The organism is Nocardia cyriacigeorgica GUH-2, from assembly GCF_000284035.1.
Taxonomy (GTDB): Bacteria; Actinomycetota; Actinomycetes; order Mycobacteriales; family Mycobacteriaceae; genus Nocardia; species Nocardia cyriacigeorgica_B.
Map to the genome: position 1 here is coordinate 2,767,085 of NC_016887.1, position 15,152 is coordinate 2,782,236.

Here is a 15,152-nt window from a genome sequence, read left to right on the forward strand (position 1 = left end):
ATGACCACGAACCCCGGTTTCTCCAGCAACGGTGTGCGATTCGAGCTCGCGACGCGACGAATGCGTGGCGCGCTGATCGGCGGCAGGCACCCCTGGCGCGGATGGGAACGCACCCAGCTCGTGCCCGCGGCGCTGCTGCTGGCCGTATTACTCGTCGCCTCGGCGTGGACGGTGGCGACGGCCGGGGCCCGGGTGGGCGTGCCGCTGGCGGTGCTCGCGTGCGGGGTCGTCGCGGTCTTCGTGCTGCGGAAGGCGGTGCGTCCGCAGCCGCGAGCGCTCATGTGGACGGTCTATGCCGTGGTGCTGGCGCCCGGTCCGTTGCTGTTCTGCCGCCTCGCCGGCGCCGACGAGCTCGGGGTGTACGCGCGCACCTTGTTGTTCGTGGCCGCCGGTCTGGTGTTGATGGCGTTGGCGCTGGCCGCGGCCTGGTTCGGGCGCGGGGTGCGCTGGGTGTGGTTGCCGCTGGTGGTGCCGTTTGGGATCGCCGCGTTCGTCTCGGGTCTGGCGTTCCGGGTGATGTTCGACCAGGCGGTGCCCGTGGGCGACGTCGACACGTTCCGCACCGGATATCGGTGGATGCCGCTGTTCGCCTTCTGGTGGACCTGGTTCGGTTTCCTCGCCGGCATCTTCTCGGCGGCGCTGCGCGCGATCGAATCCGACTCCGTGCGCTGGGGTTACCTCACCGGACCCACCACCTCCTTCCGGCCCGCGGTGCTGATGTGGCGTCTGCTGCGGCTGATGCAGCCGGTGCTGCTGGTCACCGGCATTGCCGTGGTGGTCGCCGCGGCACGGGTTTTCGACGTGATCCTCATCGGCGTACCGGCCTCCTATCAGTACCAGCGCGACAGTGCGACCGTGCGCTGGTGGCGACTGGTGACAGGGGAGAGCAGCACCGCCGAGGCAGCGATGTATTCGGTGCCGTTGGCCGTCCTGGTGGGAATGTGCGCGTTCGCGCTGTGGAAAGCGGGCGGCGCCAGGGAGATTCGGCTACCGCTACGCCCGAATCCGCACGAACCATACGGTGTGCCGCGCACCCAGTGGCCCACCACCGTCTTCGCGGTGCTGGTGGCGGTGGTGTTCGCGACGCCGTTGCTCGTCTTGCTGTGGGTGTCGACGCGCCGGCCGGGTGGCCGCGGCTGGCCCGCGCTCGGCCGGGTCTGGGAGGCGGGCCTGCCGTCGACGCTCGGCCTGACGACCCTGGTAGCAACCGTCGCCACCGTGCTCGCGGTCTCGGCGGCGCTGCCGGTGGCACGCTGGCTGTCGACCACCGCCTCGGGCACCTGGCGATTCCGCATCGCCATCACCGGGCTGGTGGTGCTGGCCGTGCTGCCCGCCCAGATGTACCTAGGGCCGATCGACCAGGTGAGTGGGGCGCTGGGGTTCTCGGGCACGCAGTATCCGTTGATGCTGGTGCACGCGGCGGCCGGCATTCCGGTCACCGTGCTGATCCTGCGCGGCGCGCTGCGGGCGGCGGCGGAGAATCCGCGCACCGCGTCGATCCATGGCCTGGCCCGGCCGGGTGCAGTGGCGCGACGACTGTGGGCCGGGGTCGGCGGCGCGGTGGTCGCGGCCGCGGTGCTGGAGTTCGTGCAGGTGTGGAACGACTTCTTCGTCAGCCTGATGATCAGCGGCGCGGGGGTGAGCCCGTGGTCGCTGCTGCTGTGGGGCGAGGCCCGCCACTTCGAGGAGAACCTGCCGCAACTGGCCGCCGGTGCACTGGTTTTCGCGATCGTTCCGGTCACGCTGCTACTGGCGACCTGGCGACGGTTCCTGGTGCCTGCGCTCACCGGAGGAGTGCTGCGGTGACCGAGCAGACGCGGCGGCCGCGGTCCCCGGTGGTGCGTGCGGTGCCGTCGACCGGGATCCGGCTCCGGTTCGGCGGCGGGGCGCTGGCCGGCGCGATCCTGCTCGGTCTGGTGATCAATATCGTGTCGAGCCTGTTCCTCGAACGCGGTATCGGCCTGCTGATCTCGGTGGGGCTACTGGTGATCGGCGTGATCGTCGTCGTGGTGCTGGTGGTCCGGTGGTTGTCGGCCGAACAGCGCAGACTGCGCGAAAGCCCTTATACGGCACGTGAACTCGAACTACTCGCTCAGTTCGACGATGCCGAGACCCCGATCGGCGTGCACACGTGTGCCCCGCGCCCGGGCGCGGTGCGCGCCGGCTCCGGTGTCGAAGCGAGAGTGCTGGGTGCGCTGCCCGTGCACGAATACACCGCCGCTGCCTTGCTCGAGGTGCTGACGGCGATACTGGACGCCCCCACCCGCATCCCCGCGGCCGAGGACCCCGCGTACCCGACCGCGCCGCTGCTGCTCGCCGAACTAGAACGCCAGGGCTGCGTCGAGGTCGCCGGAGTGCAGCAGTACCGCGTCGTCACGATGCCACCGGCGCGCGCGATGGCCGGGATACAGACCCAAGTCCAGTGGCAAGCCGCGATCACCGCACTGGCACGTCACCACGCCGACCAGGCCGAACGCTGGGCGACCGGTCTCGGCACGCTCCGCTTCGCCGCCGCCGCGCGAGGCTGGTTCGAGGCGGAAGAATCGTTCCTGCGCCGGCTCGTCCTCGGCTGCGCGGCACACGGAGCTCGACTACCGCGCAGCGCGACACCCGGCCTGATCCGGATCACCGACGCTCTCGATGTGTGGCACGCGCGCACCGGTGGATACGACGTGGAACTGGCCGAGGCGGTGGCCGAGCTGCCCGGGCTCGACACCTTCGGCGCACACGCCGCCCAGGTGACGCTGCGCGCCGGCCGGACCGACCGCACACCCCGCAACGGCGAAGGCGGCCGCTATGCCGATCTGGCGGCCCGCCGCGAACACGCGACGGCCCTCGCCGAGCTGCCCGATCCGGCAGCGGCAGACCCGGAGCAACTGGAGCTGGGCCGCAAGCGGCTCGAACGAGTCTGGTGGCTGCTGCCGCGCGAGGACATCCCCGGCGAGGTGTGCGCGCTGGTCAACCTCGGTGTGGTCCTGCTGTGTCAGGGCCGCCTCGACGACGCACAGGATCGCCTCGAACTGGCCGAGGCGCTGACCAGCCAGGGCCGCGACCCGGGCGGCCGCGCGCACATGCACGAGATCCTCGGTCATGTGTGGTGGGCGCGCGGCGAGGGGATCCGGGCGCTGCGCTGCTGGCGCATCTCGCTCACCGCGAACCTCGCGCTCTGCGACGAACACGCGGTGGCCCGCTGCCTCCAGCACCTGGCCGCCGCTGTGATCGTCGACCCGCGCTGCGCCGACGATGTGCTCGGCCCCGACCCGCAACGCCTACCGCGCGTCGCGGTCAAGGAAGCGACCGGCTGGCTCGCCCACGCGCTCCGGCTCAACCCGCGCGCGCTGACCGCCGCCGACTACCGTGACCTCGCGATCCGGCAGTACGGCATCGCACCGCGCAGCAGCATCGGCCACTGGCCGCTGGCGCTCGAAGAGAGCGTGCCGGGCGATTGATCAGTCCGGCGGTTCCTGGGCGCCGTCGGTCTCGGCCAGCTCCGGAGCCACTTCGCGGGTCGCCATCCCGCCGTCGCGACCCTGATCGGTGGGGCCGGGACGTCCGCCCTCGGGCTCGTCGGTGTCGTCGGTGTCGTTCTGTCGCGGCATGAGTCCTCCTCGGTGTTTCCCACGCAGTACCCGCTCCCGACGAGTTCGATCACGCCGGTGCGAGGAACTTTCGCGGTGAACACGGGGCTGCGCTGCCGGGACGAAGACGCAGGGTTGCGCAGCCGGCCGGATCAGGCAGCCTGGTGGATCTGGTGCGCCGAATCCCCGACGACGGCGGTATCGGCCCCGGTCAGCGTGCGGATGAACGCGATCTGCGCGGCCCGCCCACGCGCCGCCGAGCGTTCGAACTGGCCAGGAATCACCCGCGCCCACGCCGAGCGGGCGAGGTTGATCGGCGCGCGCAGCATCGGGTACCACGGCGGCGTATAGGCGGGCAGGCCGAGTTTCTTCATCGCGTCGGGGCCGAGCAGCATGGTGGCGATCGACAGGTGCTGCGATCGGGCGATGCGGCGGCGCGGTCCGGCGAGATGGTCGTAATGCCAGCTCAGCGGTTCATCGCGCATCGGCAGCGCCAACTGGGGTGAGGTCTTGTCGGGGTTCGTGATGGCCGTCATGGTGTGGTACAGGATGCGCACGCTGTCGCGGAAATCCTTGGGCAGGAAGCGTTCTTGCACGCCCATCACCCAGCCGACGTAGCGGGTGAAGTGCGCGACGGCGTCGGCGTCGCGGGGCGTCACCAGCGCGCCCATACCGATCGCGCCGATCATGGGCGCGATGAGCGCGCCGATCAGGGTGGCGGCCATATCGGTCTGGTTGATCGGCAGACCCCACTCCTCGCCACGCCAGTCCGGCTGGGCCGCGATATGGCGGCGGACCATCGAATGGATCATCCGCACATGCACCGTCGACCGGTAGCCGAGACCGAGCCGGCGCATTCCGTCGGTCGAGGTGACGTCCATCGCCCACTGCGTCGTCTCGGCGAACCGCTTGGCCGGCCCCTTCTCCAAAGCCCCGGTGCGCAACAGGGTCTTGTTGAACCCGGAGGCCAGGTACCCGCCGAGGAACGACATATCCCGGGCGACGTAGAGCCCGTCACGTCCGCCGAGGCCGAAGACGAGCTCGGCATGGCGAATCTTGTTCCAATCGACCCAATCCGGAACCGCCTCGACGTAGTCGAAGAACCCCCGCAGCGGCTCGGGGGCTTCGGGCACCGCGGCGATCCCCTCGCGCAGGGCGCGCTCGAACAGCGGGCGGGTGTTCGCCATTCCTTCGCGGTACATCCAGGCGACCAGCTCGTCCATCGGCTCATCACCGATTGTCAGGGCCGCGCCCCATTCGGCGAACTGCGCCGAGGTGGGCTTGTGCAGGCCGAGCGCACGCGCGAACGGTGCCAGCCCGAGCCCCGGGACGGTCTGTGGTGCGTCCGGGTGGCGGCCGGGGATCGTCGAAGCCATGGTCACTCTCCTTTGAGTTGGCGCGCACAGCGGGCACCGGGATGGATCGACCGGTGCTCTCGTTCGCAGCTTCTGGCAAGAGTCTCTACCAGAAATGACGGTTTGGCAAGACTCTCTGCCAGAGCTGGTTCGGCGGGCATCGGCAGTTCACCCGCAGGGGGTGATTCGCCGGCTGCGGACGGCCCCTAGCGTCGGTTCCGCGCGTGGTGGGTCCGCCCGCTCGCCCAGTGATGGTCCGGCAGTCGAAAGGGGTGCCGATGAACGGCATCGTGGTCGCGGTCGTCGGCGTCCTGCTGTGCTTCTACGGCATCCGGTCGGTCCACCTGGGGATCCTGGCCATCGGATTCGGGCTCGGCTGGATGATCGCCGACCTGTTCAACGCCTCGTTCTGGTGGCTGCTGCTCATCGGCCTGATCGGTGCGATCTCGTCGTGGGTGGTGACCTCGCTGATCTTCCGGTTCGCCTCGTATTTCATCGGCGGGCTCACCGGCGCGATGATCGGCACCAAACTGGCGATGGTGCTGCAGCCCGGCGACAAGAACTGGGCGCTGAGCATGATCGTCGCGCTCGCGGTCTGTGTGGCCGGTGCGTTCCTCGCGCAGAAGTTCCGCGCCCGCGCCCTGCTGTGGCTGACCTCCATCGGTGGCGCCAGCATGATCCTCAGCGGCGTCGCCCGGATGAGCGACTCGCTCGAGTTCCTGCGCAGCCCCGACCCCGGCTGGCAGCAGGTCACCTCCACGCTGGCCTGGATCGGGCTGTCGGTGCTCGGCTGGATCACCCAGCGGCACCTGTTCGCGGAGAAGCTCGGCATCGAGCACCTCGCCGGCGACGCCCGCGCGAGCGATATGCGCCAACGCAACGGCGGCTGGCCCGCGGGCTGAGCCGCGACGGCGTATCGCGGTGCGCGCCATCAGCGGATCTCACAAGCCGGTAGCCGACTCCGGTGATATCACCGGGCCTGACTAGCATTTATGCGGCGAACACTTCGATCAAGCCCGAGGATCTGCGTTGACGACTGAACAACTCGACCGCTGGAACAGCCAGGAAGCAGCCGCGGAGGCGATGATCCCCATCATCGGCACGTTGTACCGAGACAAGGGCGTCACCATCCTGCTGCACAGCCGATCGCTGGTGAACAAGTCGGTGATCAGCATCCTGCGCACGCACCGCTTCGCCCGCCAGATCGAGGGCGAGGAACTGTCGGTCGAGCAGACGCTGCCCGTCCTGCAGACGCTCACCGAGCTGGACCTCGGCCCCTGCAAGATCGACCTCGGTCAGCTGATCATGGCCTACCGCGCCGACGACCGCGGCCTGTCGATCCGCGAATTCACCGCCACGATCCTCGCCGATGTGACCAACGGCAAGGTGCAGTCCAACGGGCCGCGCGATGTGGTCCTGTACGGCTTCGGGCGCATCGGCCGCCTGGTGGCCCGGCTGCTCATCGAGAAGGCCGGCTCCGGCAACGGCCTGAACCTGCGCGCGGTGGTGGTGCGCCGCGGCGGCGCCGACGACCTGGTCAAGCGCGCCTCGCTGCTGCGCCGCGATTCGGTGCACGGCCAGTTCAACGGCACCATCAAGGTCGACGCCGACAACGACACCATCATCGCCAACGGCAACGTCATCAAGTTCATTTACAGCAACGATCCGTCGGCCGTCGACTACACCGAGTACGGCATCAACGATGCCATCCTGATCGACAACACCGGCAAGTGGCGCGACCGCGAGGGTCTGTCCAAGCACCTGCGCCCCGGCATCGCGAAGGTCGTGCTCACCGCGCCCGGCAAGGGCGACGTCCCCAACATCGTGCACGGCGTCAATCACCGCAGCCTGGACCTGTCGCAGCAGATCTTCTCCTGCGCCTCCTGCACCACCAACGCGATCGTGCCGCCGCTGAAGGCCATGGACGACGAATTCGGCATCATCCGCGGCCACGTGGAGACGGTGCACTCGTTCACCAACGACCAGAACCTGCTCGACAACTACCACAACGCCGACCGCCGCGGCCGCTCCGCGCCGTTCAACCTGGTGCTCACCGAGACCGGCGCCGCCTCCGCCGTCGCCAAGGCGATGCCCGATTTCAAGGCCAAGATCACCGGCAACTCCATCCGCGTCCCCACCCCCGACGTCTCGATGGCCATCCTCAACCTGCACCTCGAGCGGGAAACCACCAAGGCCGAGGTGAACGATTACATGCGCCGGGTCTCCCTGTCCGGCCCGCTGAGCCGCAACGTCGACTACACCGCCGCCACCGACGTCGTCTCCAGCGACTTCATCGGCTCCCGCGCCGCCTCCATCATCGACGCCAACGCCACCATCGTCGAAGGCGACACCGCCATCCTCTACGTCTGGTACGACAACGAGTTCGGCTACTCGTGCCAGGTGGTGCGCACCGTGCAGTACATCTCGGGCATCGAATACCCGACGTACCCGCAGCTCGAGGCATCGCAGACGGTTGCGGCCGTCGCCGGCTGATTCGCCGGTCGGCTCTACGGCAACGCCGAGGTTCCCGGGGACCCCATACTCGTGAGGGCCCCGGGGACCTGTCCGCTGCCGGTGCAGCCGTAAGTCACTGCTTGTCCCGATGTTCGGGCAGCGTCAGCGCAAGGATCAGCACGGCCAGCGGCAGGCCGATCGCTATGACATACCCCAGTGTGATCACCGCGTCTGCCCGGTCGGTCCAATTGGTGCGGATTGCCGAGGATGCCGCTCAGCGCCGGTGATCAGGTCGACTGCTTCGGCGATTATCCACCACGGAGCGTCGGGCTCGAGTGCGCCGACGTGGGGGATCACCACCGCGTCGGCGACGTGGTCGAGCGCGTGCTGCACGGCGATGAGCGCCGCAAGCACGGCAGCTGTATCGGTATATACCGTGTAGACGATCCTCAGCCGGTGCCTTTGGATGAGTGCATCAAAGACAGCTGGGTCGTGTCGGCTGTGCAGAAGCGCGATCGCGCGTGTTCGTTTGTAGGGCCCTGTCGAAGCACCCGATGGTCCTTGAATCAACATTTCCTGGCCGATCGGGTGCCGGTCGATAGGTTGATCATTGTGAGGCCTCGATGAATTGCGCCGCGAGCTGGAACCGAGGGCATTTGTGTGGGGCGTGGTCAGCCATCACATGGATCGCGTGCGCTCGGCTGCGGACCGGGCCGGTGCTCTTGCAAGCTGCCGGATAATCAAGATGACGGAGGCCGGCGGCTACACGCTCGAGCAGATCACGGTCCTGGGTATGCCGGCGTCGGAAGGCCGGCGGGGTCGACTGGTTGCGTGTGAGTCTGGTGGGAAGTTTCATAGGCTTCTAGATTCGCGGGTGTCGCTTGATCGAAGAACACACCGGACCGCTACCGAGCCCGTACCCTGGCCGTACTACAGCTGAGGGGAGGAAGTCTGCGAGATGGCGATCGTTGTGTGGACCGGGCTCGAAGTCGCCGCACTGCGTGCAGCGTTGCGGGACACACAGGCTCAGTTCGCCGACCGGATCGGTTGTTCGCTCGAAGCGGTCGGCAAGTGGGAACGGCGGGGTTCCGGCATCACCCTGGGCGCGAAGTACTCCGAGTGCATGGACACCACCCACCGAAGGCTCGACGACGACCAGCGGGAGCGGTTCGAGGCCGCGCTCGAGGGTTGGCGGGAGAGTGCTCCCGCGACAGTGCCGCGGCTTGCCCCGACCATGGCCGCCCGATCGATGCCACGGTCACGTCTATCGGTGGCTCACCCGGCTGGTGACGTCATACTCGGCAAGCCGAAGCACGAGTCCCCCGAAGGCATCATTTTTCAAATCCGGCGAATGCTGTTGGGATGCATGCCCGACTCGCCACCCGGCGACCAGCGGGAAGCGGCCGCCTCGGTAATTCGCGCGTGGGACCTGTTCTTCTCGGCTCGATTCCACGAATTGGAGCGTGAGCTTCCCGCTGCTCTGGCAAGAGCATGCAGCACAGCGGATTCGGTGGTAGGGGAGCAGCGGCGCCCGATAAGTATCGCGTTGGCGAAACTGTTGCACGTCTCGTCGAACCTTCTGGGCTACGTAGCACACGAAGACCTGGCCGCCCTGGCGCTACTGCGGGCAAAGGCGCTTGCGGCGGAGAGCGGAGACGAGCTGTCACTAGCGGCGATCGAGGGCTCGCAGGCATGGCTTCTTGCGAAGAGCGGCATGTATGAAGACGCAGTAGCCCATGCAGACCAGGCAGCATCTCGCATCGAACCCCGCTTATCGGCGGCCAGCCCGCGGCGTATCGCCATCTGGGGAGAACTTCTGTGTTATGCCGCATTCGCGGCGTCGGGAGCCGGAGAACATCGCGAGGCGCGACGGTACCTTCGGCTTTGCGAATCCGCCGCGACACAACTGGACGGCAACTACCTCGATAGGCCTGAACCATCCAATGTTTTCGGGTACACGTCGGTCGCCGGCTTCGGTGTTGTCGTCGAGATCAGTGCCGGCCGCCCGACCGAGGCTCTGAAACTTGCCCGAGTAATCAGCGATGGCCGCAACGGAATTCCGCCTACGCTCCGCAGTCGCTGGCTCATCAACGTCGCACAAGCTCGAATCAGCAGTCGAGACGATGCAGGTGCCGTCGATACCATTCGCCAGGCGTGGTCGTTGGCGCCGGAATTCATCGGGCATCTACCTCAGGCACACACGCTCACCAACGAGCTGATCAATAGCCGGCGTGGGCACAAGCTGGACGGGCTTGTCGACCTTGCCGGGCGCCTGGGTATGTCGGCCCAAAGGGTCGGGACGCGGCCGTGATAGTCAACCCCGCGGCATTCACCGTCTTGTGCTACGGCGACTCCAACACCTTCGGTCAACCCTCGGATGGGCGCGGCCGATTGCCGTCCGACCTGCGGTGGACCGGGCGCCTCCAGCAACGTCTGGGTGCCGGATACGCGATTATCGAGGAAGGTCTCGGCGGGCGCACCACCGACCTGGACGACCCTGATCGGGATGACCGCAACGGCCGCATCTACTTTCGGCCATGCTTGCGCAGCCACTCACCGCTGGATCTGGTCGTCATCATGCTCGGCAATAACGATCTCAAGACGAAGTTCAATCGAGAAGCCGACGCGATCGCCGCCGCGCTCGAAGGGTATATCGACGACGTAGAGCGCACCGCCTGGACCCGTACCGGTGGGGTGCCCGCGATATTGCTGGTGAGTCCGATTCACCTCGATGCCGAACAACCCGGATTCGCCGAGCAGAGTTCTGAATACGATGCCGACTCCGTCCGCAAATCGCGCGAACTCAGCGCCGTGATACGCCGCCTCGCAGACAGGCGCAAGGCCTCGTTTGCAGACGCGGCAATTGTCGCCTGTCCGGGAGTTGACGGTGTTCACCTGAGCGCCGATTCGCACGAGGCACTTTCGCAGCTCATCGCGAACGAAATCCGCTCTATCGTATGATCGGGGGATAGCGATTCTGCTGAGGCTTGAGCGCATCGGGGCCGAGCGGCCCGCTGACCTTTCGCGCTGTACCTCCTCACCCACGCCGCCGCTATCGAGGAGTTCAATGCGCTCGAAGCCGAATTCGATGCGGCGGACAGCGAACTCGATACCACCGCTCGCGAGAAGATAGGTGAGGGCTTCTGGTTCGTGGCTCGTGCCTACGGTTTTCGAGGAGGCGAACGTGGAGGAGCTGATCGCCAGTCGGGAATGGTAGGCATCGGTGGTCGGTCGGCGGCTACCTATGCTCCGGGTTGGCGAAGTCGGGGCGGCAGCCCGCATCCCATTCGCTGCGGCGGTTGCCTTCGGCGGGGAAGCCGCCGGCGGCGCGGAGCATGGCGGCCAGGTGCATCAGGTTGTAGGTCATGAAGGTGAGGTTGCGGTTGGTGAAGTCGTTGTCGGGGCCGCCTGAGCCGGGGTCGAGGTAGGAGGGGCCGGGGCCGGCTTCACCGATCCAGCCGGCGTCGGCTTGCGGCGGGATGGCGTAGCCGAGGTGCTGCATGCTGTAGAGCAGGTTCATCGCGCAGTGTTTGACGCCGTCCTCGTTGCCGGTGATCAGGCAGCCGCCGACGCGCCCGTAGTAGGCGTACTGTCCGGCGTCGTTGAGCAGGCTCGAACAGGCATACAACCGTTCGACCACCCGCTTCATCACCGAACTGTTGTCACCCAGCCAGATCGGCCCGCACAACACCAGAATGTGCGCCGCCATCACTTTCTCGAACAGCGCGGGCCAGGCATCCCGCTCCCACCCGTGCTCGGTCATATCCGGCCACACGCCGGTCGCGATGTCGTGGTCGATCGCCCGAATGATTTCGACCTGCACACCGTGCTGGCGCATGATCCCCGCCGAACGATCGACCAGTCCCTCGGTATTGCTGACCTCGGGGGAGGGCTTGAGTGTTGCGTTGATGAACAGCGCTCGTAGCCCGGCGAACCGGTCGGAAACCTCACCTTCCGTCACCAACGGATCCACGCCAAGCTCCTTTCATAGAAGCAGCCGACTAGCTGTCGCTACCCGCGTGGCAGACGGGCTTCGCATTCCTCGAACGGCACGCCCGACTGGACGCAGTCGTAAAGACCGCTTTGAACGTCCCCGGAGGTTGGTGGCTCACCGCAGAGCAACCCGCAGCGCTTGTAGCCCGGCACGTCCGAGCCGTCAGGGTAGTGGCAACCGGAGTCGTCGCAGGTGTAGTCGCGCATGTTGGGGTCGTGTGGCCTGAGATTTCGCGACAGCGACCACACGTAGGCGTCGGTCTGCGACACCTGAGTGCAGTAGACAGTCCTGCCGTCGGCAAGCTGCGCGACAGCGCCAGGTTCTTCGCAATAGTCGTTCAGTTCGACCTGTTGCCGGGCGATCGGGGCGGCGGACCCACTGTCGAACGGCGGCGCAGCAGCCACCGCTCCGGTGGATACCGCCGCGAGGGCGACCGCACCGAAGACGGCTCCGGTGAGCCGGGTGATAAAAGTTGTCTGTGACGCGATGGACTGCATCGGAAAGGTCCCGTCTGTCGGCCCCGACCCGTCCTGTGTCGACTCTAGCGCCGAGGGCTCGCGGCCACGCTCGATTCGCCGGCGGGAATTCCGATGCGCTATTCGCGGCCGGCCGTTCGGCGTCCGACCACTCAACGAAGCCCTCCTCGACGAGCAGCACCGCGCGGCGGGCCCATCGGCCGGCAACGGCCTGCTGTCGCGCACGGTGGGCGTGCGTGACGCGGTCCTACCGTGGGTCGGGGGGCGCCTGACCTCTGTGGCCGCCGGTTCGACGGCGAGATCGGTTTCGGCAGTTGAGACTCCGGGCGCTGGGGGCCGGGCGATCGGACGTCCCGATGAGTGAGCATTGACCCACTTCAGCGCACCCGACCCGTGTTAGAACGTGTTCTCATCTTTCGGGATGCGGCAAGAAGATCAGCCTGCTGCCGCCCCGAACAGTTCCTCCGAGGAGGGTGCAATGAGAGCTCTGCAATCAGATCCGGAAATCCGGGAAATCGAGGCCGAATCCGCACCGGCCCGATTCGCGCGCGGCTGGCACTGCCTGGGCCTGCTCCGCGATTTCGCCGACGGGAACCCGCATACTGTCGAAGCATTCGGCACCAAGCTCGTCGTCTTCCGCGGCGAGAGCGGCGGAAAGATCAACATTCTCGACGCCTACTGCCGCCATATGGGCGGTGATCTGTCCGAAGGTGAGATCAAGGGGGATGAAATCGCCTGCCCCTTCCACGATTGGCGCTGGGGTGGTGACGGTCGCTGTAAGCAAATTCCCTACGCGCGTCGTGTTCCTCCCCTCGCCAGGACCCGGGCGTGGACCAGCCTGGAGCAGGACGGAATGCTGTTCGTCTGGCACGATCCGGAAGGCAAACCACCCACGGCCGAGGAAACGATTCCTCGTATCGAGGGCGCCGAGAGCGACGAGTGGACCGATTGGCACTGGTACACCACGGTCGTCGACAACAACTGCCGCGAGATCATCGACAACGTCGTCGACATGGCGCACTTCTATTACGTACACGGCTCTTTGCCGTCGTACTTCAAGAACGTTTTCGAGGGTCATATCGCCACCCAGTACTTCAAAAGCGAGGCCCGGGAGGACTTCGCGGCGCCGGAGGGACAGCCGAAGCTGCTCGGTTCCACATCGGTCGCCTCGTATTACGGGCCGGCGTTCATGATCGACGATCTCACCTATCACTACGAGACCGGCGATCAGCGGACGGTGTTGTTGAACTGCCACTACCCGGTCAGCTCCGACAAATTCATACTGATGTACGGCATCATCGGCAAGAAGATGCCCGGTGTTCCCGATGAGGTCGCGGTGCAGGCCGCGGTCGCGCTCGGAGATTACATCCGGCTCGGATTCGAGCAGGATGTCGAGATCTGGCGGCACAAGGCCCGCATCGACAATCCCCTGCTCTGCGAGGAGGACGGGCCGGTCTACCAGCTACGCCGCTGGTACAACCAGTTCTATCTGGACCGCGCCGACGTCACCCCGGAGATGGTGGACCGGTTCGAACACGAACTCGACCTCACCAGGGCTCAGGCGGTGTGGCGTAAGGAGGTCGCCGACAATATGGCTGATCAGGCGAAGTCGACCGGGACGGCGACGTGACCGCGAACCGTACCGACAACCGACTCGAAGACGTTCCGCTGCAACCGCTGCGTTGCCAGGAATGCGCAGCTCGAGTGCTGGTTCGCAAGAGCAGCCGGGCCCAGACGAGCGTGCAATGGAACGCCGAAGCGCGCTCGGCGTGTCAAGAGTTGGGAGCATCGCCGTTGCCGGGCCCGGCGCTGGCAGGGTGTTCACGGCTCCGGGAAACCATCGACGCGGCGGTTGCCTCCGGCGAACTGCACGTTGTCGAAACACAACTGGTGTGACAGCTCGCGGGCTCACCGAACGGTGAGCCCGCGAGTCGTTGTGCCCAGCTGGGTCGGTCTCACGGCTTCCAGGTGATCCGTCCACCCTGGAAGTCCTGGGCTTTGCCGCCCTGATGGTCGTATTCGTCGCTGGTCGGATAGCCGTAGCGCCCGTTTTCCGCGCCGGCGGCGAGCCAGGTGTCGCGGATGGAGCCCCAGATGATGTGGGCGCCGGTGGCCGGGGACCAGTAGATGTCGCCGCCGTTGAAGCGGTTGTAGCGGCCGTTGTTCTTGGCGACGGCTTCGTCGGTGATGGGGAAGCCGAGGGGGCTGTTCTCCCAGCCGACGGTGCCCCATTTGTCGCGGATGGCGCCGCCGATCTGGTGGGCGGCGGTGCCGAGGGACCAGTAGATGGAATTGTTGCGTTCGAAGGCCTGGAATTTGCCGCCGTTGGCGTCGAGTTCGGGGGTGATGGGGTTGCCGAAGGTGTTGTAGCCGCCGGCTTGGTCGTATTTGACTTCGATGGCGCCGCCGACGTCGAAGGGGCCGATGGGGCGGGCGCCGGCGGTGGTGGCGAAGGCGGTGGTGAGGGCCAGGCCGGTGGCGACCAGTGCGGTGGCGGTGGTGATCTTTCGGCGTGCCAAGTGAGCCTCCTGGTTCAGGTGGTGCGCGGTCGGATGCGGGTCAGTTGCCGGGGTTGAGCCATCCGCCGATCGGCATGGGCGGCAGCGCGCGGACGGCGGCCATCACGGCGTCGCAGTAGGCCGAGGGCAGCGGCTCCCACTGGTTGGTGTTGCACACGTACTCGCCGGTCTTGTCGTAATGCGAGGAATGACCCTTATAGCTCCACGTCAGGCCGTCTTCGGAGTGGCTCCAGGGACACTGACCGGGCTCCAGCCCGACGCACGGACCCTCCACTCCCCACGGACCGACGGGGTATGCGGCGGCCTGCGGAGCGAACGCGAGGGTGAGCGCGCCCGCGGCGGCAGCACCCGCCAGGACACGTGTGACGGTCGATTTCATCGACGTTCTCCTTCGGCAGATGTGGACGTGTGGCATCCCCGAATGCTCTCCAGCCCTATCGGCCCGCTGACGGCGACCGTTAGCGTGGCCGTCATCTCGCCGCGTCGACCCGCGCGGCGCGATCACACCGGACGGGTTCAGTCCGGTGGGTCGATCCGGAACCCGATCTTGACCGTGACCTGGGTGTGGGCGATGGCGCCGTCGACGATGTGACCGCGCACGCTCACCATCTCGAACCATTCGAGATTGCGCACGGTCTCGCCGGCCCGGGCGACCGCATTGGCGATCGCGGCGTCGACGCCGTCTGGAGAGGAACCGACCACCTCGATAACGCGATAGACGTGATCACTCATGACCATGAGTGTGGCACCTGTCACACGGCGGTGCGCGAAAGTTC

General features: G+C 66.8%; 16 protein-coding genes and 1 pseudogene. 9 read left to right on the top strand and 8 right to left on the bottom strand.

Annotation, left to right across the window (positions count from 1 at the left end):
- Entirely contained in the window at window positions 1-1,806 is a 1,806-nt protein-coding gene (locus tag NOCYR_RS12485; RefSeq protein WP_148280613.1) for a hypothetical protein, read from the top strand.
- Entirely contained in the window at window positions 1,803-3,449 is a 1,647-nt protein-coding gene (locus tag NOCYR_RS12490) for a hypothetical protein (RefSeq protein WP_014350733.1), read from the top strand. Before NOCYR_RS12485 ends, NOCYR_RS12490 begins: the two co-directional genes overlap by 4 nt.
- Here the strand turns inward: NOCYR_RS12490 and NOCYR_RS29940 are convergent, their stop codons facing one another.
- A complete protein-coding gene (locus NOCYR_RS29940; protein ID WP_014350734.1) occupies window positions 3,450-3,599 on the bottom strand; it encodes a hypothetical protein in 150 nt (49 codons plus the stop codon).
- 131 nt (window positions 3,600-3,730) lie between these two features.
- Window positions 3,731-4,954, bottom strand: coding sequence for an oxygenase MpaB family protein (locus tag NOCYR_RS12495; RefSeq protein ID WP_014350735.1), 1,224 nt, complete (start codon window positions 4,952-4,954; stop codon window positions 3,731-3,733).
- Window positions 4,955-5,211: 257 nt separating this feature from the next.
- Here NOCYR_RS12495 and NOCYR_RS12500 point away from each other — a divergent pair, with 257 nt between their 5' ends.
- Window positions 5,212-5,835 (top strand): hypothetical protein, encoded by a 624-nt coding sequence (locus tag NOCYR_RS12500; protein WP_014350736.1) that lies wholly within the window; start codon window positions 5,212-5,214, stop codon window positions 5,833-5,835.
- Between the two features lie 127 nt (window positions 5,836-5,962).
- Window positions 5,963-7,426, top strand: coding sequence for a glyceraldehyde-3-phosphate dehydrogenase (locus NOCYR_RS12505; protein ID WP_014350737.1), 1,464 nt, complete (start codon window positions 5,963-5,965; stop codon window positions 7,424-7,426).
- A 183-nt stretch (window positions 7,427-7,609) separates the two neighbouring features.
- On the opposite strand, the gene NOCYR_RS12510 is transcribed toward NOCYR_RS12505, so the two are convergent.
- Entirely contained in the window at window positions 7,610-7,801 is a 192-nt protein-coding gene (locus NOCYR_RS12510; protein WP_048833305.1) for a hypothetical protein, read from the bottom strand.
- A gap of 544 nt (window positions 7,802-8,345) precedes the next feature.
- Here NOCYR_RS12510 and NOCYR_RS12515 point away from each other — a divergent pair.
- From NOCYR_RS12515 to NOCYR_RS31005, 3 genes and pseudogenes are all read left to right on the top strand, one after another.
- Window positions 8,346-9,698, top strand: coding sequence for a helix-turn-helix domain-containing protein (locus tag NOCYR_RS12515; protein ID WP_014350738.1), 1,353 nt, complete (start codon window positions 8,346-8,348; stop codon window positions 9,696-9,698).
- On the top strand, window positions 9,695-10,348 hold the full coding sequence (locus NOCYR_RS12520) for a GDSL-type esterase/lipase family protein (RefSeq protein WP_014350739.1): 654 nt from the start codon (window positions 9,695-9,697) through the stop codon (window positions 10,346-10,348). The genes NOCYR_RS12515 and NOCYR_RS12520 overlap by 4 nt, the downstream gene beginning before the upstream one ends.
- 93 nt (window positions 10,349-10,441) lie before the next feature.
- Window positions 10,442-10,501, top strand: a pseudogene (locus tag NOCYR_RS31005) (hypothetical protein); the annotation flags it as partial.
- Between the two features lie 124 nt (window positions 10,502-10,625).
- Here NOCYR_RS31005 and NOCYR_RS12525 read toward each other — a convergent pair.
- Together NOCYR_RS12525 and NOCYR_RS12530 are read right to left on the bottom strand one after the other, a co-directional pair.
- A complete protein-coding gene (locus tag NOCYR_RS12525; protein WP_014350740.1) occupies window positions 10,626-11,360 on the bottom strand; it encodes a flavodoxin family protein in 735 nt (244 codons plus the stop codon).
- 38 nt (window positions 11,361-11,398) lie between these two features.
- The gene (locus NOCYR_RS12530) at window positions 11,399-11,878 is read right to left on the bottom strand and encodes a hypothetical protein (RefSeq protein WP_048833306.1); all 480 of its coding nucleotides are present in this window, start codon (window positions 11,876-11,878) and stop codon (window positions 11,399-11,401) included.
- 457 nt (window positions 11,879-12,335) lie between these two features.
- On the opposite strand from NOCYR_RS12530, the gene NOCYR_RS12535 reads away from it, so the two are divergent.
- Window positions 12,336-13,487, top strand: coding sequence for a Rieske 2Fe-2S domain-containing protein (locus NOCYR_RS12535; protein WP_014350742.1), 1,152 nt, complete (start codon window positions 12,336-12,338; stop codon window positions 13,485-13,487).
- Window positions 13,484-13,753, top strand: a complete 270-nt coding sequence (locus NOCYR_RS28385; protein ID WP_014350743.1) for a hypothetical protein — start codon at window positions 13,484-13,486, stop codon at window positions 13,751-13,753. Before NOCYR_RS12535 ends, NOCYR_RS28385 begins: the two co-directional genes overlap by 4 nt.
- Before the next feature lie 59 nt (window positions 13,754-13,812).
- On the opposite strand, the gene NOCYR_RS12540 is transcribed toward NOCYR_RS28385, so the two are convergent.
- The 3 genes from NOCYR_RS12540 to NOCYR_RS12550 all read right to left on the bottom strand — a co-directional run bounded on the left by NOCYR_RS12540 (window position 13,813) and on the right by NOCYR_RS12550 (window position 15,108).
- Entirely contained in the window at window positions 13,813-14,376 is a 564-nt protein-coding gene (locus tag NOCYR_RS12540) for an LGFP repeat-containing protein (RefSeq protein WP_014350744.1), read from the bottom strand.
- 40 nt (window positions 14,377-14,416) lie between these two features.
- Window positions 14,417-14,755, bottom strand: a complete 339-nt coding sequence (locus NOCYR_RS12545) for a hypothetical protein (RefSeq protein WP_014350745.1) — start codon at window positions 14,753-14,755, stop codon at window positions 14,417-14,419.
- A gap of 137 nt (window positions 14,756-14,892) precedes the next feature.
- Entirely contained in the window at window positions 14,893-15,108 is a 216-nt protein-coding gene (locus NOCYR_RS12550; protein WP_036539053.1) for a dodecin, read from the bottom strand.
- Window positions 15,109-15,152 lie beyond the last annotated feature (44 nt).

Coding starts and splice junctions, on each gene's coding strand:
- NOCYR_RS12485 (WP_148280613.1), top strand. CDS start 1: ATGACCACGAACCCCGGTTTCTCCAGCAACGGTGTGCGATTCGAGCTC.
- NOCYR_RS29940 (WP_014350734.1), bottom strand. CDS start 3,599: ATGCCGCGACAGAACGACACCGACGACACCGACGAGCCCGAGGGCGGA.
- NOCYR_RS12495 (WP_014350735.1), bottom strand. CDS start 4,954: ATGGCTTCGACGATCCCCGGCCGCCACCCGGACGCACCACAGACCGTC.
- NOCYR_RS12500 (WP_014350736.1), top strand. CDS start 5,212: ATGAACGGCATCGTGGTCGCGGTCGTCGGCGTCCTGCTGTGCTTCTAC.
- NOCYR_RS12515 (WP_014350738.1), top strand. CDS start 8,346: ATGGCGATCGTTGTGTGGACCGGGCTCGAAGTCGCCGCACTGCGTGCA.
- NOCYR_RS12530 (WP_048833306.1), bottom strand. CDS start 11,878: ATGCAGTCCATCGCGTCACAGACAACTTTTATCACCCGGCTCACCGGA.
- NOCYR_RS12535 (WP_014350742.1), top strand. CDS start 12,336: ATGAGAGCTCTGCAATCAGATCCGGAAATCCGGGAAATCGAGGCCGAA.
- NOCYR_RS12545 (WP_014350745.1), bottom strand. CDS start 14,755: ATGAAATCGACCGTCACACGTGTCCTGGCGGGTGCTGCCGCCGCGGGC.
- NOCYR_RS12550 (WP_036539053.1), bottom strand. CDS start 15,108: ATGAGTGATCACGTCTATCGCGTTATCGAGGTGGTCGGTTCCTCTCCA.